Origin of the sequence: Pseudomonas sp. DL, from assembly GCF_047199225.1 — a bacterium.
Lineage (GTDB): Bacteria > Pseudomonadota > Gammaproteobacteria > Pseudomonadales > Pseudomonadaceae > Pseudomonas > Pseudomonas aeruginosa.
In genome coordinates this window covers 6,161,643-6,180,472 of the sequence record NZ_CP178323.1, presented here as the reverse complement: position 1 = coordinate 6,180,472, position 18,830 = coordinate 6,161,643, and the positions used below count along the sequence as shown (strand labels likewise).

Below are 18,830 nucleotides of genomic sequence, written 5' to 3'. Positions count from 1 at the left end.
AGTAACTCATTGCTGGTTGAGGCGGTTGGCGATGAAGGCGATCAGCTGGCGAGCGATCTTGCCCTTGCTGGTCTGGGCGAAGGTGCTCGGATGCAGGTCGCGGTCGATCACCGTGATCGCGTTCTCGTCGCTGTTGAAGCCGATCGAGGGGTTGGCCACGTCGTTGGCGACGATCAGGTCGAGGTTCTTGTCCTTCAGCTTGCGTGCAGCATAGTCCAGCAGGTTTTCGGTTTCTGCGGCGAAGCCCACGCTGAAGGGACGATCCTCGCGCTGTGCGAGGGTGGCGAGAATGTCGGGATTGCGCACCAGCTGCAAGAGCAAGCCCTCGCCGCTGGTAGGGTCTTTCTTCAGTTTGTGCGCGGCGACCACTTCCGGGCGGTAGTCGGCGACCGCCGCGGAGGCGATCAGCAGGTCGCAGGGCATCGCCGCCTCGCAGGCGGCCAGCATGTCGCGGGCGCTGACCACGTCGACGCGCTGCACCCGGTCGGGCGTGGGCAGGTGCACCGGGCCGGTGACCAGGGTCACCCGTGCGCCGGCTTCCACCGCCGCCTCGGCGAGGGCGAAGCCCATCTTTCCGGAACTGTGGTTGGTGATGTAGCGCACCGGGTCGATGTTTTCCTGGGTCGGGCCGGCGGTGATCAGCACATGCACGCCGGTCAGCGCCTGGCGCTGGAAGCAGTCGGCGGCGCGCTGCGCCAGTTCCTCGGCTTCGAGCATGCGTCCGAGGCCGACGTCGCCGCAGGCCTGGCTGCCCGCTGCCGGACCGAACAGGTGGAAGCCGCGCTGGCGCAGCAGCTCGGCGTTGGCCTGGGTCGCGGTGTCGCGCCACATGGCCTGGTTCATCGCCGGTGCCAGGGCGATTTGCGCGTCGGTGGCCAGCACCAGGGTGGTCAGCAGGTCGTTGGCCACGCCCTGGACCAGGCGCGCCATGAGGTCGGCGGTAGCCGGTGCGATCAGCACCAGATCGGCCCAGCGGGCCAGTTCGATGTGGCCCATCGCGGCTTCCGCCGCCGGGTCCAGCAGATCGGTATGCACCGGATGGCCGGACAACGCCTGGAGGGTCAGGGGCGTGATGAACTCGCGGCCGCCCTGGGTCATCACCACTCGGACTTCAGCGCCCTGGTCGCGCAGGCGGCGGACCAGTTCGGCGCTCTTGTAGGCGGCAATGCCGCCGCCCACGCCGAGGACGATGCGTTTCCGATAGAGCCGCTGCATAGGCTTGCCTTAATAAGGAAATGGATGACATGCGCTTCGGCAAACGCGCCTCCCCAGGTCGTCTGCCGCGCAAAAAGGATGGGCTAAGATAGCACAGCGTCCGCACGGGAACAGCGGGCGGGCTCGATGGGGAAAGCGAATGAGCATCCGCGATTGGCCCGAAGCCGAACGGCCTCGGGAGAAGCTTCTGGAGCAGGGCGCGGCGGCCCTTTCCGATGCCGAGCTGTTGGCGATCTTCCTGCGCACGGGAGTGACCGGTTGTAGTGCGGTCGAGCTGTCGCGGCGGCTGTTGAGCGAGTTCGGCGGGCTGCGTGCCCTGCTCGAGGCGGACCTCGCCTCGTTCTGCGGCCATCTCGGGCTCGGCGTGGCCAAGTATGCGCAATTGCAGGCCGTGCTGGAGATGGGCCGGCGCCACCTGGCCGAGCGCCTGCGTCGCGATTCGATACTGGAGAGCCCGCAGGCGGTGCGCGACTATCTCAAGGCGCGCCTGCGCCACGAGCAGCACGAGGTGTTCGCCTGCCTGTTCCTCGACACGAGGCACCGGGTCCTGGCGTTCGAGGTGCTGTTCCAGGGCAGCATCGATGGCGCCAGCGTCTACCCGCGCCAGGTGGTCAAGCGCACCCTGGCGCACAACGCGGCGGCGCTGATCCTGACCCATAACCACCCCTCCGGCGACGCCCGTCCGAGTCTCGCCGACCGCCAGCTCACTGCGCGCCTCAAGGAAGCCTTGGCGCTCATCGACGTGCGGGTGCTCGACCACTTCATCATCGGCGACGGCGAGCCGCTGTCGCTGGCCGAATACGGTTGGCTGTGAGCGTTCGACGAAGGGCTCAGCCCAGGCGCCGCTCGATGCCCGCCAGCAGGCGCCGGCGGATCAGCCCGCTGACCGGGCGGATCGCCAACCAGTAGGGGGTGAAGCGCAGGCGGCTGGCGCGATCGGGGCAGAACACCCGGGTTTCCGTGTGCAGCAGGGTACCGCTGGCGCTGGGCGTGCAACGGAAACACAGCACGAGCTTGGCCACTCCGGGCTGGTCGTAGCAGCGGAAATGCTCGCCGTCCGCGATGCGTTCCAGGGCGAAGTCGGCGCGCCAGAAGCGGCCGACCAGGCCGTAGGCGATGGCCTGGTCGGCGCGGCGCTCCAGGCGGGTGAACTCATGCAGGCCGAAGCGTGGGCGGCCGGCCAGGTCGTTGCGCCGGCCCAGCAGGCCGGCCAGCCTTCCCGGCGCTTCGCGCAGGACGAGGAAGGCGCGCACCAGCGGGTCGTCGAAGCGCAGCAGGTCTTCCACCGCGTCGAGTACCGCTGCGGCCGGCGCGTCGATCAGCCGCTGGTGGTGTTCGCTGAACTGCCAATGCGGCAGGTAGAGACGGTCGAGATCCATCGCTGGGTTCTCCCGGGCGTGGCCTTCAGCGTTTCACGGCGACCCGAGAGAAATCCTGGCGACCGAACGGATTGACCTGGTAGCCCTGCACCTCCTGGCGGGTAAGGGCGAAGGCGGTCGGGTGGGCCAGGGGCAGCCAGAGCGCCTGTTCGTGGATCAGTTTCTGCGCCTGGTGGTACAGGCCGGTGCGTTGTTCCTGGCTGCTGGCGGCCTTGCCGTCGGCAATCAGCTTGTCCAGGCCGGGGTCGCAATAGCGCGCGAAGTTGAGCCCCGACTTGACGCTGGCGCAGCTGAATTGCGGAGTGAGGAAGTTGTCCGGATCGCCGTTGTCGCCTGCCCAACCCATGAACAGCAGGTCGTGTTCGCCGTTCTTGGCGCGACGGATCAACTCGCCCCATTCGATGACGCGGATGTTGGCCTTGATCCCGGCCTCCGCCAGGTCGGCCTGGAGCAGTTGGGCGCCGAGGCTCGGGTTGGGGTTGAGCAGGCTGCCGGACGGGCGGGTCCAGATGTTCAGCTCGGGAAGCTGCTTGCCGGCCAGCAGCTTGCGCGCCTGTTCGGGGGCGTGCGGGTAGGCGGGAATATCCCTGGCATAGCTCCAGGTGTTCGGCGGATAGATGCCGGTGGCGGCACTGGCGCTGCCTTCGAATACCGCCTGCAGGTAGCTGGTGCGGTCGAAGGCCAGGTTGATCGCCTGGCGCACCTTGGGATCGTCCAGCGGCGGATGCTGGGTATTGAGGGCGACGAAGGCGGTCATGAAGGCCGGCGTCTGCTCGACCTTCAGGCTGGCGTCCTTGCGCGCGCTCTCCACGTCCAGCGGCTTCGGCGACAGGGCGATCTGGCATTCGCCGCGGCGCAACTTCTGCAGGCGCACGTTGGCGTCCGGGGTGATGGCGAAGATCAGCGCGTCGACCGCCGGCTTGCCGGCGAAGTACTCGGGGTTGGCGGCGTAGCGCACCACCGCGTCCTTCTGGAAGCGCTTGAACACGAACGGGCCGCTGCCGATCGGCTCGGCGTTGAGCTTTTCCGGGGTTCCGGCCTTCATCAACTGGTCGGCGTATTCCGCCGAATAGATGGAGGCGAAGCCCATGCTCAGCATCGGCAGGAAGGTCGCGTCGGGGTGGTCGAGAACGAACAGCACCTGGTGGTCGCCGCTTTTCTCCACCCGCTTGATCAGCTCCGGCAGTTGCATCGACTGGGCGTGCGGGAAGCCGTTCTGCGCCACCTTGTGCCAGGGATTGGCCGGATCGAGCATGCGCTGGAAGCTGAACACCACGTCGTCGGCGTCGAGCGTACGGCTCGGCTTGAAGTAGGCGGTGCTGTGGAAGTGCACACCCTGGCGCAGGTCGAAGCGATAGCTCAGGCCGTCGTCGGACACCGACCAGCGCTCGGCCAGCGAGGGCACCACCGTCCCCTTGCCGGCGTCGAACTCGACCAGGCGATTCATCAGCACATCGGCCGAGGCGTTGGTGGTGGTCAGCGAGTTGTACTGGACCACGTCGAAGCCCTCGGGGCTGGCTTCGGTGCACACGCTCAAGGCGGCAGCGGCGGCGGGCTGGGCGAGCAGCAGGGGGGCGAGGAACAGGGAGAAAGCGGCGAGGCGCATGACGGGCTCCATTCGAACGGTTAACATGCCCATCCGCAGCGGTTGGGCGCAGTCATGCAAGGCCGTTGGCGACCTTGAATCGCTACCCTAGACCATGCGGCGGGCAGCGACAACGAGGCAAGGCGACGAACGGCCGCGGTGCGAAGCCCGCAGTGAGGCGGGCCGCGGCTGCGCCATGGTCTTCACCCTTGCGGCGCGGGGCGCCTTTCTGATATAAAGCTGCGCTCTTTTCTGGGGCCACGCTCTCCTTCGTCGGGATGCAGCGGGTAAGACCCCGGTGAAACTGAGTATCGAACTTGAGTTAAAGCAGCCAACCCATGCCGGGTTGGGCATGAGGTTATAGAGGGCTGAGGCATGTCTAGAGTCTGTCAAGTAACCGGTAAGGGTCCGGTTACCGGGAATAACATTTCCCACGCACACAACAAAACCCGCCGCCGTTTCCTGCCGAACCTGCAGCACCACCGTTTCTGGGTCGAGTCCGAGAAGCGCTTCGTACGTCTGCGCGTTTCCGCCAAGGGCATGCGTATCATCGACAAGCGTGGCATCGAGGCCGTCCTGGCTGACCTGCGTGCCCGCGGCGAAAAATTCTAAGGAGCTGAATCATGCGTGAATTGATTCGTCTGGTGTCCAGCGCCGGTACCGGCCACTTCTACACCACCGACAAGAACAAGCGTACCAAGCCTGAGAAGATCGAGATCAAGAAGTACGATCCGGTTGTTCGTCAGCACGTGATCTACAAGGAAGCCAAGATCAAGTAATTGATCCGGCACCTTGCGAAAAGCCCGCCCCTGGCGGGCTTTTTCATTTCCGGCGTACGAACCCCGGGCCGCGCACAAAAAAGCCCGCCAGGTGGCGGGCAAGGGTAACAAGCATTCTGGATGCAGCCGGGGCTCAGGCCTTGGCTTCGAAGATCACATACACCTTGCGACAGGCTTCGAGCACTTCCCAGGTGCCCTGGAAGCCGGCAGGGATCACGAAGCGGTCGCCGGCGCGCACGGTCTTGGCGTTGCCGTGCCGGTCGCGCAGCACCGAGACGCCCTGGATGATCTCGCAGTACTCGTGTTCGGTGTAGTTCACCGTCCACTGGCCCACGGCGCCTTCCCAGATACCGGCGTTGAACTGCCCGCAGGGGCTGCCGTAGTGGTTGCGCACGCTCTGTTTCGGGTCGCCCTTGAGGATTTTCTCCGGCGCCGGGCTGTAGTGCTCCGGGGCGCTGTTGGCCTGGGCGAAGTCGACGATCTGTTCGATGTTCATGCTGACTCTCGGTTCTTGTGGTTCTGGCCAGTTGGGGGCAGGGCGGCGCCAGCCGCCCGCCTGGATCAGACGCTGGCGCGGATGGCCTGGGCCAGGCGCTCGACGATCTGGTCGATGTGGGGCTTGTCGATGATCAGCGGCGGCGACATGGCGATGATGTCGCCGGTCACCCGGACCATCAGGTCGTGCTCCCAGAAGCAGCGCTCGAAGACGTCGTAGCCGCGCTTGCCGGGGCCGTCCGCGTGCGGCGCCAGTTGCACGCCGCCGACTAGGCCGATGGCGCGGATGTCGACCACGTTGGGCAGGTCGCGCAGGCTGAACAGCGCGTCCTGCCAGTAGCCTTCCAGTTCGACGGCCCGCTGGAACAGGTCGTCGCGACGGTAGATGTCCAGGGTCGCCAGGGCGGCGGCGCAGGCTACCGGATGGCCGGAATAGGTATAGCCGTGGAAGAACTCGATGGCGCCCTGCGGGCCTTGCATGAAGGCAGCGTGGATCTTCTCGTCGACGAATACGGCGCCCATCGGGATGCTGCCGTTGGTCAGCCCCTTGGCGCAGGTCAGCAGGTCCGGGACGACGCCCCAGCGCTGCGCGGCGAAGGCTTCGCCGACGCGGCCGAAACCGGTGATCACTTCGTCGAAGATCAGCAGGATGCCATGCTTGCGGGTTATCTCGCGCAGCCGCTGAAGGTAGCCCTTGGGCGGCAGCACCACGCCGGCCGAGCCGGACATCGGCTCGACGATCACCGCGGCGATATTCTCGGCGCCGTGCAGGGTCACCAGGCGTTCCAGCTCCTCGGCCTTTTCCACGCCATGCTCGGGCAGGCCGACGGTGAAGACGTTGCGGGCGACGTCCAGGGTGTGCGGCAGGTGGTCGACCCCCGGCAGCAGGTTGGCGGAGAAGGCCTTGCGGTTGTTGACCATACCGCCTACCGACAGGCCGCCGAAGCCGACCCCGTGGTAGCCCAGTTCGCGGCCGATCAGGCGGGTGCGGGTGCCCTGGCCGATGGCGCGCTGGTAGGCAAGGGCGATCTTCAGCGCGGTGTCCGCCGATTCCGAGCCGGAGTTGGTGAAGAACACTTTGTTCAGGCCCGGCGGGGCGATTTCCGCCAGCCGCGCGGCGAGTTCGAACGGCAGCGGGTGACCCATCTGGAACGGCGGGGCGTAGTCGAGGGTGGCGATCTGCCGGGCCACCGCTTCGCTGATCTCGCGCCGGCCGTGGCCGGCATTGCAGCACCAGAGGCCGGCGGTGCCGTCGAGGATGCGGCGCCCGCCCTGGGCGATATAGTGGATGCCTTCGGCGCTTTCCAGCAGGCGCGGCCGCGCCTTGAACTGGCGGTTGGCGGTGAAGGGCATCCAGAAGTTGTCGAGGCTGCTCGACTGCGGCTCGTTATTCATTGTCATAGGGCCACCCAGGTTGCACGCGAGGGATGAAGACGCTAGTCCGGGCGAGTCTATGTTTAAAATAATGAACGTGACAAGGGAGTTAGAGGGGTTCCTGTCAAATATATTGAAAACAGGCGCTGCTCTGGTTTAGGGTGGCGGACACCACGGGCCGCGCGCCCGCCTTGCAGAATCTGACAGCGCGCCTGTCTCCCAGGCGCCCAGAACACCAATAAGAGGACACGTTGTCATGACCACCCTGACCCGCGCCGACTGGGAAGCCCGCGCCAAAGACCTGAAGATCGAAGGCCGTGCCTTCGTCAACGGCGAATACAGCAACGCCGCCTCCGGCGAGACCTTCGATTGCCTGAGCCCGGTGGATGGCCGCTTCCTGGCCAAGGTCGCCAGTTGCGACCTGGCCGATGCCGAGCAGGCGGTCAAGGTCGCCCGCAATGCCTTCGATTCCGGCGCCTGGTCGCGCCTGGCGCCGGCCAAGCGCAAGCAGACGATGATCCGCTTCGCCGATCTGCTGCTGGAGAACGCCGAGGAGCTGGCCCTGCTGGAAACCCTGGACATGGGCAAGCCGATCAGCGACTCGCTGCACATCGACGTCGCCAGCGCCGCCAACAGCCTGCGCTGGAGCGCCGAGGCGATCGACAAGATCTATGACGAAGTCGCCGCCACTCCCCATGCCGAGCTGGGCCTGGTGACCCGCGAGCCGGTCGGCGTGGTCGCCGCCATCGTGCCGTGGAACTTCCCGCTGCTGATGTCCTGCTGGAAACTCGGTCCGGCCCTGGCCACCGGCAACTCGGTGATCCTCAAGCCCTCCGAGAAGTCGCCGCTGACCGCCATCCGCATCGCCCAGCTGGCCGTCGAGGCCGGCATTCCGAAAGGCGTGTTCAACGTGCTGCCGGGCTATGGCCACACGGTAGGCAAGGCGCTGGCATTGCACATGGATGTCGACACCCTGGTGTTCACCGGTTCGACCAAGATCGCCAAGCAACTGATGGTCTATGCCGGCGAGTCGAACATGAAGCGCGTCTGGCTGGAGGCCGGCGGCAAGAGCCCGAACATCGTCTTCGCCGACGCCCCGGACCTGAAGGCCGCCGCCGAAGCCGCTGCCGGCGCCATCGCCTTCAACCAGGGCGAAGTCTGCACCGCCGGTTCGCGCCTGCTGGTGGAGCGCTCCATCAAGGACAAGTTCCTGCCCCTGGTGATCGAGGCCCTCAAGGGCTGGAAACCGGGCAACCCGCTGGATCCGGAAACCAACGTCGGCGCGCTGGTGGACACCCAGCAGATGAACACCGTGCTGTCCTACATCGAGGCCGGTCACAACGACGGCGCCAAGCTGGTCGCCGGCGGCAAGCGGACCCTGGAAGAAACTGGTGGCACCTACGTCGAGCCGACCATCTTCGACGGCGTGACCAATGCGATGAAGATCGCCCGCGAGGAAATCTTCGGCCCGGTGCTCTCGGTGATCGAGTTCGAGGATGCCGAGGAAGCCGTGCGCATCGCCAACGACACGCCCTATGGGCTGGCGGCGGCGGTCTGGACCAGCAACCTGTCCAAGGCGCACCTGACTGCCAAGGCCCTGCGCGCCGGCAGCGTCTGGGTCAACCAGTACGACGGCGGCGACATGACCGCTCCGTTCGGCGGCTTCAAGCAGTCGGGCAACGGTCGCGACAAGTCGCTGCACGCCTTCGACAAGTACACCGAGCTGAAGGCGACCTGGATCAAGCTCTGATCGCCTAGGTCGGCCCTTCCGGGCCGGCTCTCTCGAGCCACACCCGCGGCCGGGTTTCCTTCTGGAAGCCCGGCCGCTGTGCTTCGTGCGCCGGATATATCCGCTCGCCCCGGCAAGGCTTCCGGGGTGCCAACGGGAGAATCGCAATGCGTTGGGGAAGCTATTTCGCCGTCTGTTCCGCAGTCATCAGCATCGGCCTCGCCCTTGGCCTGACCATGCCGCTGGTCTCGTTGCGCCTGGAGAGCTGGGGCTACGGCAGTTTCGCCATCGGCGTGATGGCCAGCACGCCGGCAGTGGGCGTGCTGCTCGGCGCGATGATCGCCGGGCGCCTCGCCGCGCGCGTCGGCACGCCGCGGCTGATGCAGTTGTGCCTGCTCACCGGGGCAGCCTCCGTCGGCCTGCTGGCGCTGCTGCAGAGCTACCCGGTATGGCTGTTGCTGCGCCTGCTGATCGGCGTGCAGCTCACCGTGGTGTTCATCCTCGGGGAAAGCTGGATCAACCAGTTGGCGGTGGAGAAGTGGCGTGGCCGGCTGGTCGCGCTGTACGGCACCGGCTACGCCCTCAGCCAACTGTCCGGGCCGGTACTGCTGACCTTCATCGGTACCGCCGACGACCGTGGCTTCTGGTTCGGCGTCTGCCTGCTGATTGCTGGCTCGTTGCTGCTGCTGGGCCGCAGCGGTGCGCCCAGGGTCGATCCGCACAGTGCCTCCGGGCGCGGTTTGTGGGCCTTCTGCCGGGGTCTGCCGGCGATCGCCTGGGCGGTGGTATTGTTCGCTGCCTTCGAGGCGATGATCCTCACCCTGCTGCCGGTATACGGGTTGCGCCAGGGCTTTCCGCAAGCGGTGGCGCTGGCCATGGTCAGTACCGTGGTGGTGGGCGATGCATTGTTGCAGCTGCCGATCGGCTGGCTCGCCGACCGGGTCTCGCGCAGCGGCCTGTTCGGCGGCTGCGGCCTGGTGCTGCTGCTGAGCAGCCTGGCGATTCCCCTGCTGCTGCAGACGCCGTTGATCTGGCCGCTGCTGGTGCTGTTCGGGGCCAGCGCCGGCGGGTTGTTCACCCTGGCGCTGATCCTGATCGGCGAGCGCTACCGAGACGATGCCCTGGTCCGGGCCAATGCCCATGTCGCGCAGCTATGGGGCATCGGCTGCCTGCTCGGCCCGCTGGCCACCGGCGCCGCCAGCCAGTGGATCAGCGGTCACGCCCTGCCGTTGATGATGGCGCTCGGCGCGGCGGGCTTCGTGGTGCTGGTGCGGCTGCGCGGGGCGATTCCGGCGGACGAGGAGGCGACCGGCCTGGAAGCCTCCGAGTGACCCTCAGAGCATCTTTTCCAGTCCGATCATTCCCGCGACCCAGGCGTTCAGGCGTCGCCACAGGCTACCCGGCTCGTGGCGCAGGACCTGGGGCCGGCCGTCGCGCTCATCGATCCAGACCAGCTTCGGCCGGCTACCGCTGCGGTCGATGCGCACCAGGTAGCTGACGCTCGGCGCCATGCCCTCCAGCGCCAGTTGGCGGACCTGCTCGGCCAGCAGCGGACTGTCGACGATGACCCCGACTTCGGTGTTCCACAGGATCGAGCGCGGATCGAAGTTGAACGAACCGATGAATACCTTGCGCCGGTCGAAGACCATCGCCTTGCTGTGCAGGCTGGCGCTGCTCGATCCGTGCAGGCGCCAGGGCGCGCCGCTCAGCGGCTGGTCGGGATTGGCGCGCAGCTCGTAGAGCTTAACGCCATGCTCAAGCAGCGCCATCCGATAGGGCGCGTAGCCGGCATGCACGGCGGGCACGTCGGTGGCTTCCAGGGAGTTGGTCAGCAGGCGCACGCGGACGCCGCTGTCGGCCTTGCCGGTGAGGTAGTTGAGACCGTCCTTGGCCGGAACGAAATACGCCGAGACCAGGATCAGTTCCTTCTGCACGCCCTTGAACAGGCCCGCCAGGTGCGGACTGAGCAATAGGTGCGGGTCGGGCTCGCCGCGGCTCAATACCTTCAGCGGCGCATCCCAGATCGCCTCGGCGCGGGCCCAGGTGAGATTCTCCAGCCAGTTGCCCAGGCGTGGCTGGTCGCCGCGGTCGAACAGGTGGCGGATGTAGCCGGACTCCTTCACCGACTCCTTGCGCAGGTAGCGCTGCAACTTGCGTCGGGCCGACTCCAGTTCGCCGGGATAGGGCGCGCGCCAGAGGAAATCCTCGATCGGCCGGCTGATGGCGCTGTTCCAGTACTGGTCGAAGCTGTGCGAGAGCTGGTTGGCGATGGGGCCGACGCCGAGCAGGTCGAGGTCGGTGAAGTTCATCTCCGGCTTGGCGTTGAAATACTCGTCGCCGAGGTTGCGTCCGCCTACGATGGCCGCCGTGCCGTCGGCCAGCCACAGCTTGTTGTGCATGCGCCGGTGTTGCTGGGACAGGTTGAACAGGCGGCCGACGCCTCGCGTGATGCCGGTGGCGCGGCCCAGGTGCAACGGGTTGAACAGGCGCACCTGGATGTTCGGATGGGCGGAGAGCACACCGATCTCGTAGTCCCAGCCATCGCTGGCGGTGTCGTCGATGAGGATGCGTACCCGCACGCCACGGTCGGCTGCCTTGAGCAACTCGTAGGCGAGGGCGCGCGTGGTCAGTCCGTCGTGGACGATGTAGTACTGGATGTCGAGGCTGCGCTGGGCTGCGCGAATCAGCGCCGCGCGGGCGACGAAGGCATCCTCGCTGGCGCCCAGGAGGTGGAAGCCGGACTGGCCGGGGTGGTCGCGTCCCTGGATTTCGGCCTGCCTGGCCAGCCAGGTACCCTCGGCGGGCAGTGCCGACGACGGTTGCGGCGGAGGAGTGCTGGCGCAGCCGGAGAGGGCCAGGAGGGCCAGCAGGAGGAATCGGCGAAGCAAGGATATCTCCCGTGGAAACTCGAACGACCGGCTCATCCCGGTCGTGCGAATTCTAGGAGTTTTCCTCGGAAGAGCGATGCCCCGCCTGATTTTTTCAGAATCCACCGAGCCTCGGATGGGCTCAGCTACCGAGTTTTTCCTTCAGCCGGTACCAGGCCATGCCCAGCGCCAGCAGTGGCGAGCGCAGCAGCTTGCCGCCGGGGAAGGTGATGTGCGGCACCTTGGCGAACAGGTCGAAGCCGTCGCTCTGCTGGCCGCCGATGGCTTCGGCGAGCAACTGCCCGGCGAGGTGCGTGGCGTTCACCCCGTGTCCGGAATAGGCCTGGGCGAAGTACACGTTGGGCTGCCCCGGCAGGCGGCCGATCTGTGGCAGGCGATTGGCGCCGATGCCGATCATGCCGCCCCATTGGTAGTCGATGCGGACGTTCGCCAGTTGCGGGAATACCTCCAGCATCTTCGGCCGCATGTAGGCGGCGATGTCGCTGGGGTCGCGGCCGGAATAATGGCAGGCGCCACCGAACAGCAGGCGGTTGTCGGCGGAGAGCCGGTAGTAGTCGAGGGCCACGCGCTGGTCGCACACCGCCATGTTCTGCGGCAGCAGTTGGCGGGCCAGTTTCTCGTCCAGCGGTTCGGTGGCGATCACGTAGCTGCCGGCCGGCAGTACCTTGCCGCCGAGCAGCGGGTTGAGGTCGTTCATGTAGGCGTTGCAGCCCAGCACCAGGGTCTTCGCCCGCACTTTGCCGGTGGCGGTATGCACCTGGACTTCCGTGCCGTAGTCGATCCGCGTCACCGGCGAGCGCTCGAACAGGCGGACGCCCAGCGACTGGGCAGCGGCGGCTTCGCCGAGGACCAGGTTGAGCGGGTGCAGGTGGCCAGAGCCCATGTCCACCAGGCCGCCGACGTAGCGATCGGAGCCGACCACGCTGCGCATCTCCGCGGCCGGCACCAGGCGCATCTCGTGGCGATAGCCGAGGGCCTGGAGTTCCTCCATGTCCTCGCGGAAGCCCTGGTAGTCGCCGGGCTTGTTCGCCAGGTCGCAGTAGCCCCAGCGCAGATCGCAGTCGATGGCGTACTGCTCGACCCGGCGACGGACGATCTCCACCGCCTCCAGGCCCATCAGCTTGAGTGCCTTCACGCCGTCGGCGCCGATCACCGGGAGGAACTGCTCGACGTCATGGCCGACGCCGCGGATCAACTGGCCGCCATTGCGTCCACTGGCGCCCCAGCCGATCCGGTGCGCTTCCAGCAGGACCACGGAGAAGCCGCGCTGGGCCAGTTCCAACGCCGTGTTCACTCCCGAGAAGCCGCCGCCGACGACGCACACGTCGGCCTGTTCTTCGCCGGCCAGGGGAGGGCACTCGATGCGTCGGTTGAGCGTGGCGGCGTAGTAGGAGGGGGCGTGTTGGGCGGTATGCACCGGCTGGTGAACGCGGGCGTTCATGTGTGAAATCCTGATTATTATGTGTGGAAAATTTGACGGAGCATAAACGTCAGTCGAGGCGCTCGCCAAGGGCGAAAAAGGAAAAAACTGCGAGGTGTTGCGGGGATCGTGTACAGAAAAGACGGTGTTTCCCGTCTATGCCGGGAGTCCTGGCGGACTCCCGGAAAGTGCCTTGGGTCAATCCGGAACCGGTAGGTCGAGCGATTCCTTGACCTCTTCCATGACGATATAGCTCTTCGACTCGCGTACGTGCGGCAGTTTCAGCAGGATGTCGCCGAGCAGCTTGCGGTAGGACGCCATTTCCGAGATGCGAGCCTTCACCAGGTAGTCGAAGTGGCCGGACACCAGGTGGCATTCCAGCACATGGGGCAGCTTGAGCACCGCCCGGCGAAACTCTTCGAAGGTATCGCCGGACTTGTAGTCCAGGCTGATCTCGACGAACACCAGCAGGCTGGCCTTCAGATGCTGCGGATTGAGCCGGGCGTGATAGCCCATGATCAGGCCTTCGCGCTCCAGGCGGCGCACGCGTTCGGTGCAGGGTGTGGTCGAGAGGCCGACGCGTTCGCCCAGCTCGGTGAAGGAAATGCGACCTTCCTCCTGCAGGATGCGGAGGATGTTGCGGTCGATCTTGTCCAGCTCGCGCTTGCTCTGATGCTGGGTACGCATGGATGGAGGCTCCCCGTCTGGCTCGGAAAATCCGGAAATTTTCCGCCAATATAACGTCGAAAGCAGGGAAAAACACTGGCCAGGGAAAACGCCTTGATCTTGCACGAGGGCCCCGCCACCCTTGGCCGGGTCGGCAACGGACAGAGGTAGGACATGCGTTTGCGCAGAAGGACGACGTTGCTGCTGGTATTTGCAGTGCTGTTGCTGCTGGCGTTCGGCTACGGCTGGCATGCCTGGCGCAGCCTGTTGCGCGAGCAGGGTGTCGAGCGCCTGGAGTGGCAAGGCCTGGGCCTGTCCGCCGAAGGCATCGGGCTGCGACGGCTGGCGCTGGAGCGGCGCGGCGCGGATGGCGCCAGCTTGCGACTGGACGTGGAACACGCGCTGCTGCGCTGGCCCGGGCTGTCGGGTTGGCGTCCGCGTCTACCCGGCCTGCGCGTGGAGCAAGTGGCGCTCGCCTGGCAACCGGCTGCCGCGAGTTCCGACGACGACTCCGCTGCGCTGGACTGGACGTCCCTGCGCGAGACCCTCGCCTGGCTGCCGGAACAGATCCACCTCGAACGCTTCCATCTCGACCTGCCTTGTCCCGCCGGCCGCTGCGAGCAGGACGGCGGACTGGACATCGGCCGCCCGTCGGGAGCGCTGTTTCCGCTGGCTGCGCAACTGCGCCTGCAACAGGAGGCGCAGCAGGCCCAGCTCGACGCCCAGCTCTTCGAGGAGCCTACCGGTTGGCGCCTGCGGACGCGCGCGCAACTCGACCGGCAGGCGCTGCTGACGCTGGACAGCCAGCTCGCGCCGTCCGATGGCGACGGCCTCTGGCAGGGGCGCCTGGAGGCGCCCGGCCTGCCGGACACCCGTGGCCTGGTGGTCTGGCTCAATCGCTGGTTGCCGGAAGCGCAGCGCCTGCCCGACGCACCGCAAGCCCTGCGTCTGCAAGCGGACTGGACGATCCGCCTGGCGCCTGGCAGCGACTGGCTGGAGCCGCGCCGGGTGCTCGACGGCGGTGGCTCGGCGGCGCTGCTGGTGCAGGCTCCGCAAGCCTGGCCGCTGCCCGGTCTGGGTAATGTACAGGGCGAACTGCAAGTCCAACTGGATGGAGACGAGGGCGCCTGGTTGCCACGCCAGCTGCGCAGCGACTTGCGCCTGAGCCAGTTGCACGGCGAGTGGTTGCAGGCGCTGCCGGCCGAGTTGCGGCCGAGCGCGCTGGGCTTGCGCAGCGAGCCGCTGGAGCGCGATGCCGATAGCGTCACCGCGTTGCGCCTGGCGTTCACCAGCGAGGGCGCGAGTACGCTGAAGCTGGAGACGCGGCTCGACCTGCTGGGCATCTCGCCGTGGGCCGCCAGGCTGGTGGAGGGTCGCTTGCAGGTGGACGCGCCGTGCCTGCAATACCTGGGCTGGAAAGCCGAGCGACTGGTCGCGGAGATTCCCCTGGAGGGCCGGCTGGACGGGCAGCGCGCCAACCTCTCCTTCGGCAGGGGCGCGCGGTTGCAGGCGGCGTCCCTGGCCGAGCCGTCGACGCTGCACCTTGGCCAGCCCCGCCTCGACCTCGCCGGGGCCGCTCTCGAACTGGCCTACCAGCCGCTGGCGCTGCATTTCGCCGGGCCGCTGCAGGCGCAGGTCGGACAACTCCGCCAGGCCAACCTCAAACCGTTGGCCTGGACCTTCGAGGGGCCGCTCGACACCACCCTCGAGCGCACCAGCCTGAAGGGACGGCTGAGCAACGGCGCGGGGTTGGCGGCGGACATCCAGCTGCAGCGCGACGCGAAGACGCCCCTGGCGCTCTCCGCCAGGCTGGCCGAGGTGTTCTTCCGTACCGGCAATCCGCTGGCCGCGACCCTCGCCGACTGGCCGGGGCTGCTCGAACTGGGCAATGGGCGAGCGACCGCCGCGGCCGGCTGGAAGCTCGATGCGGCGGGCGCCTCGTCCCTCGACCTGGACCTGACCCTGAAAGGCCTCGACGGTATCTACGACCGCAGCGAGCTGAAGGGGCTGGGCGGCAGCCTGGCCTTGCGCCTGCGTGGCGGTCAGTTGAGCCTGGACAGCCCCGGCCTGAGCCTGGCCGAGGCCAATCCCGGCCTGCCGCTGGGGCCGGTGAGTTTCCGCGGGCGCTATGAGGCCCCGCTTTCCGCGCCGGGCAGCGGCCGTTTGAGCTGGCAGACGTTGCAGAGCGGCCTGTTCGGCGGGCAGGCCTCGGTCCCCGCGGGGAGCATCCGCCTGGGTCAGGCTGAGCAGAAGTTCGCCTTGCGTATCCAGGGCATACAACTCGGCGAGATTTTCCGGGTCTATCCGGCGGAGGGCCTGGCCGGCGAAGGCGCCCTGGACGGCGAGCTGCCGCTGATGCTGAACCGCTGGAAGCCCAGCGTCTCCGGCGGCCAGGTCAAGGCCCGCGAGCCCGGCTACCTGCGCTTCCGCTCGGCGAAGATCGAGGCGCTGGGGCGCAGCAACCCGGGGATGAAGCTGGTCGCCGATGCCCTCGACGATTTCCACTACGACGTCCTGCAAAGCAGCGTCGATTATCATGAGAACGGCAAGCTGTTGCTCGGCCTGCGCTTGCAGGGCAGCAACCCGGACCTGGAGAAGGGGCGCCCGGTCAACCTCAACGTCAATCTGGAGGAGGATATCCCGGCACTGCTGACCAGCCTGCAACTGAGCGACCGGGTCAGCGAAACCATTCGCCAACGTGTGCAGGAGCGCATGCAGAAACGCAAGGCTTCGGCGCCATGAGCCATACAGGAGAACCCCCGATGCGCCTCTGCGCTCTATTCGCTGTCCTGCTGCTGGGCAGCCTGACGATGGCCTGCACGCCCACCGTGCAGCTGGCGGCTCCCAGCGAGCCGATCAACATCAATCTCAACGTGAAAATCGAGCACGAGATCTACATCAAGGTCGACAAGGCTCTGGACGGCATCATCAACGAGAACAGCGGCCTGTTCTAAAGGAGCGGATCCATGACAACCCGTAGCAAACTCGGTATCGCCCTGCTGGCCCTCGGCATCAGCCTTTCCGCCATGGCGATGGACCTCGGCCAGGCCATGTCGGCCCTTGGCGGCGCCAAGGCCCAGGGCCTGGTCGGCGAGCAGGCGGACGGCTACCTTGGCGTGGTCAGCAACAGCGGCCAGGCGGCGGACATCGCCGCGCAGATCAATGCCGCGCGGCGTGCCGAATACCAGAAGGTGGCCAACAGCAGCGGCGCTTCGCTGGCCGACGTGGAGGCCATGGCCGGCAAGAAGGCGATGGAGAGAACCCCTGCCGGGCAGTACGTCCAGGTCGGCGGCAAGTGGGTGAAGAAATAGCGCGAAGGCTCCGCGAGCGCTCTGGGACGCTGCTCCGGTCGCAAGGGCCGGGCAGTGTCCGCGGAATTTTTCCTGTCGCGAGCGGTTCCTTCAGGGACTCCTGCCGTTTTCCATGGCTTCTGCGACAGGCTTTCCCGAAAAAGCGACTCCCGGCCTGAGTTCGATCATTTAAATATGCGGTATTTTTCCAGTTTTATGGTGGATGCGCCTCGGTAAAACCCCTAATTGTCCGGTTTTTTACCTGAGTAACCGCCTAAAATTGGTGATTATTTCTGCCTGCCTCTTCCTATACTGCGCGCATCTACACGCTCAAAATAACAAACGTCCGCGGTTCCTCCGCGACGTGGGAGGCGACAATGCGAGTTCTGGTCCTTGGCAGCGGTGTCATCGGTACCGCCAGTGCGTATTACCTGGCCCGTGCCGGGTTCGAGGTGGTGGTGGTCGACCGTCAGGACGGTCCCGCGCTGGAAACCAGCTTCGCCAACGCCGGCCAGGTGTCTCCCGGCTACGCTTCGCCCTGGGCAGCCCCGGGCATTCCCCTGAAGGCCATGAAGTGGCTGCTGGAAAAGCACGCGCCGCTGGCCATCAAGCTCACCTCCGATCCCAGCCAGTACGCCTGGATGCTGCAGATGCTGCGCAACTGCACCGCCGAGCGCTACGCCGTGAACAAGGAGCGCATGGTCCGCCTGTCCGAGTACAGCCGCGATTGCCTCGACGAACTGCGCGCCGAGACCGGCATCGCCTACGAGGGCCGCACCCTCGGCACCACCCAACTGTTCCGCACCCAGGCGCAGCTGGACGCCGCCGGCAAGGACATCGCCGTGCTCGAGCGCTCCGGCGTGCCCTACGAGGTTCTCGACCGCGATGGCATCGCCCGCGTAGAGCCGGCCTTGGCCAAGGTCGCCGACAAGCTGGTCGGCGCCTTGCGCCTGCCCAACGACCAGACCGGCGACTGCCAGCTGTTCACCACCCGCCTGGCGGAAATGGCCAAGGGCCTGGGCGTGGAGTTCCGCTTCGGCCAGAACATCGAGCGCCTGGACTTCGCCGGCGACCGCATCAACGGCGTGCTGGTCAACGGCGAATTGCTCACCGCCGACCACTACGTGCTGGCCCTGGGCAGCTACTCGCCGCAACTGCTCAAGCCGCTGGGTATCAAGGCTCCGGTCTATCCGCTGAAGGGTTATTCGCTGACCGTGCCGATCACCAACCCGGAGATGGCGCCGACCTCGACCATCCTCGACGAGACCTACAAGGTGGCGATCACCCGCTTCGACCAGCGCATCCGCGTCGGCGGCATGGCGGAAATCGCCGGCTTCGACCTGTCGCTGAACCCGCGCCGCCGCGAGACCCTGGAAATGATCACCACCGACCTCTATCCCGAGGGCGGCGATATCAGCCAGGCGACCTTCTGGACCGGCCTGCGCCCGGCGACCCCGGATGGCACCCCGATCGTCGGCGCCACCCGCTACCGCAACCTGTTCCTCAATACCGGCCACGGCACCCTGGGTTGGACCATGGCCTGCGGGTCGGGTCGCTACCTGGCCGACCTGATGGCGAAGAAGCGCCCGCAGATCAGTACCGAAGGCCTGGATATTTCCCGCTACAGCAATTCCCCGGAGAACGCCAAGAATGCCCATCCAGCGCCAGCACACTAACGAGCGTATGAGCCAGATCGTCGTCCACAACGGCACCGTCTACCTGGCGGGCCAGGTGGGCGAGGACATGTCCGCGGGCGTCGAGCAGCAGACCCGCGAGACCCTGGCGGCCATCGAGCGTCTGCTGGAAGAGGCCGGCACCGACAAGACTCGGATCCTCTCGGTGACCATCTACCTGAAGGACATCGACGCCGACTTCGAAGGCATGAACCGCGTCTGGGACCAGTGGCTGCCGCGCGGCGTCGCGCCGGCGCGCGCCACCGTCGAAGCCAAGCTCTGCGAGCCGGAGATCCTGGTAGAGATGTCGGTGGTCGCTGCGCTGCCCTGAGTTTTG

The 18,830-nt window shown here is 66.6% G+C and carries 18 protein-coding genes; 10 read left to right on the top strand and 8 right to left on the bottom strand.

Annotation, left to right across the window (positions count from 1 at the left end):
- Positions 1-6 precede the first annotated feature (6 nt).
- Positions 7-1,215: a bifunctional phosphopantothenoylcysteine decarboxylase/phosphopantothenate--cysteine ligase CoaBC gene (gene coaBC / locus ACI766_RS28785; RefSeq protein WP_023097081.1), complete on the bottom strand. Its 1,209-nt coding sequence runs from the start codon at positions 1,213-1,215 to the stop codon at positions 7-9.
- 139 nt (positions 1,216-1,354) lie between these two features.
- On the opposite strand from coaBC, the gene radC reads away from it, so the two are divergent.
- Complete coding sequence (gene radC, locus ACI766_RS28780) at positions 1,355-2,029, top strand: RadC family protein (protein ID WP_003096559.1); 675 nt, start codon at positions 1,355-1,357, stop codon at positions 2,027-2,029.
- Positions 2,030-2,045: 16 nt separating this feature from the next.
- Here the strand turns inward: radC and ACI766_RS28775 are convergent, their stop codons facing one another.
- Positions 2,046-2,594 carry a hypothetical protein gene (locus ACI766_RS28775; protein WP_003098290.1) on the bottom strand — a complete coding sequence of 183 codons (549 nt, stop codon included), beginning with the start codon at positions 2,592-2,594 and terminating at the stop codon, positions 2,046-2,048.
- 25 nt (positions 2,595-2,619) lie between these two features.
- Positions 2,620-4,200, bottom strand: a complete 1,581-nt coding sequence (locus tag ACI766_RS28770; protein WP_003098288.1) for an ABC transporter substrate-binding protein — start codon at positions 4,198-4,200, stop codon at positions 2,620-2,622.
- 354 nt (positions 4,201-4,554) lie between these two features.
- Here ACI766_RS28770 and rpmB point away from each other — a divergent pair, with 354 nt between their 5' ends.
- Both rpmB and rpmG read left to right on the top strand, forming a co-directional pair.
- The gene (rpmB, locus tag ACI766_RS28765; protein WP_003096556.1) at positions 4,555-4,791 is read left to right on the top strand and encodes a 50S ribosomal protein L28; all 237 of its coding nucleotides are present in this window, start codon (positions 4,555-4,557) and stop codon (positions 4,789-4,791) included.
- A gap of 11 nt (positions 4,792-4,802) precedes the next feature.
- Complete coding sequence (gene rpmG, locus ACI766_RS28760) at positions 4,803-4,958, top strand: 50S ribosomal protein L33 (RefSeq protein ID WP_003096555.1); 156 nt, start codon at positions 4,803-4,805, stop codon at positions 4,956-4,958.
- 133 nt (positions 4,959-5,091) lie between these two features.
- Here the strand turns inward: rpmG and ACI766_RS28755 are convergent, their stop codons facing one another.
- On the bottom strand, positions 5,092-5,454 hold the full coding sequence (locus ACI766_RS28755) for a cupin domain-containing protein (protein WP_003096551.1): 363 nt from the start codon (positions 5,452-5,454) through the stop codon (positions 5,092-5,094).
- Positions 5,455-5,519: 65 nt separating this feature from the next.
- Positions 5,520-6,854, bottom strand: a complete 1,335-nt coding sequence (locus ACI766_RS28750; protein ID WP_003146622.1) for an aspartate aminotransferase family protein — start codon at positions 6,852-6,854, stop codon at positions 5,520-5,522.
- A gap of 229 nt (positions 6,855-7,083) precedes the next feature.
- Here ACI766_RS28750 and ACI766_RS28745 point away from each other — a divergent pair, with 229 nt between their 5' ends.
- Positions 7,084-8,577, top strand: a complete 1,494-nt coding sequence (locus ACI766_RS28745) for an aldehyde dehydrogenase (RefSeq protein WP_003098285.1) — start codon at positions 7,084-7,086, stop codon at positions 8,575-8,577.
- Positions 8,578-8,723: 146 nt separating this feature from the next.
- A complete protein-coding gene (locus ACI766_RS28740) occupies positions 8,724-9,887 on the top strand; it encodes an MFS transporter (protein ID WP_003146620.1) in 1,164 nt (387 codons plus the stop codon).
- 3 nt (positions 9,888-9,890) lie between these two features.
- Here ACI766_RS28740 and ACI766_RS28735 read toward each other — a convergent pair whose 3' ends face one another.
- The 3 genes from ACI766_RS28735 to dadR form a co-directional block, all read right to left on the bottom strand.
- Entirely contained in the window at positions 9,891-11,480 is a 1,590-nt protein-coding gene (locus ACI766_RS28735) for a phospholipase D family protein (protein WP_087823683.1), read from the bottom strand.
- Positions 11,481-11,565: 85 nt separating this feature from the next.
- Positions 11,566-12,885: an NAD(P)/FAD-dependent oxidoreductase gene (locus tag ACI766_RS28730; RefSeq protein WP_003098280.1), complete on the bottom strand. Its 1,320-nt coding sequence runs from the start codon at positions 12,883-12,885 to the stop codon at positions 11,566-11,568.
- A gap of 177 nt (positions 12,886-13,062) precedes the next feature.
- Positions 13,063-13,551 (bottom strand): transcriptional regulator DadR, encoded by a 489-nt coding sequence (gene dadR, locus ACI766_RS28725; RefSeq protein ID WP_003096535.1) that lies wholly within the window; start codon positions 13,549-13,551, stop codon positions 13,063-13,065.
- Positions 13,552-13,704: 153 nt separating this feature from the next.
- Between dadR and ACI766_RS28720 the strand changes: the two genes are divergently transcribed.
- The 5 genes from ACI766_RS28720 (at position 13,705) to ACI766_RS28700 (ending at position 18,824) form a co-directional block, all read left to right on the top strand.
- Positions 13,705-16,272 carry a YdbH domain-containing protein gene (locus ACI766_RS28720; protein WP_004347293.1) on the top strand — a complete coding sequence of 856 codons (2,568 nt, stop codon included), beginning with the start codon at positions 13,705-13,707 and terminating at the stop codon, positions 16,270-16,272.
- A 20-nt stretch (positions 16,273-16,292) separates the two neighbouring features.
- The gene (locus ACI766_RS28715; RefSeq protein WP_003096523.1) at positions 16,293-16,484 is read left to right on the top strand and encodes a YnbE family lipoprotein; all 192 of its coding nucleotides are present in this window, start codon (positions 16,293-16,295) and stop codon (positions 16,482-16,484) included.
- A 12-nt stretch (positions 16,485-16,496) separates the two neighbouring features.
- Entirely contained in the window at positions 16,497-16,841 is a 345-nt protein-coding gene (locus ACI766_RS28710) for a YdbL family protein (RefSeq protein WP_003098276.1), read from the top strand.
- A gap of 356 nt (positions 16,842-17,197) precedes the next feature.
- Positions 17,198-18,496, top strand: coding sequence for a D-amino acid dehydrogenase (gene dadA, locus ACI766_RS28705; RefSeq protein ID WP_003098274.1), 1,299 nt, complete (start codon positions 17,198-17,200; stop codon positions 18,494-18,496).
- Positions 18,471-18,824: a RidA family protein gene (locus ACI766_RS28700; RefSeq protein WP_003098273.1), complete on the top strand. Its 354-nt coding sequence runs from the start codon at positions 18,471-18,473 to the stop codon at positions 18,822-18,824. Before dadA ends, ACI766_RS28700 begins: the two co-directional genes overlap by 26 nt.
- Positions 18,825-18,830 lie beyond the last annotated feature (6 nt).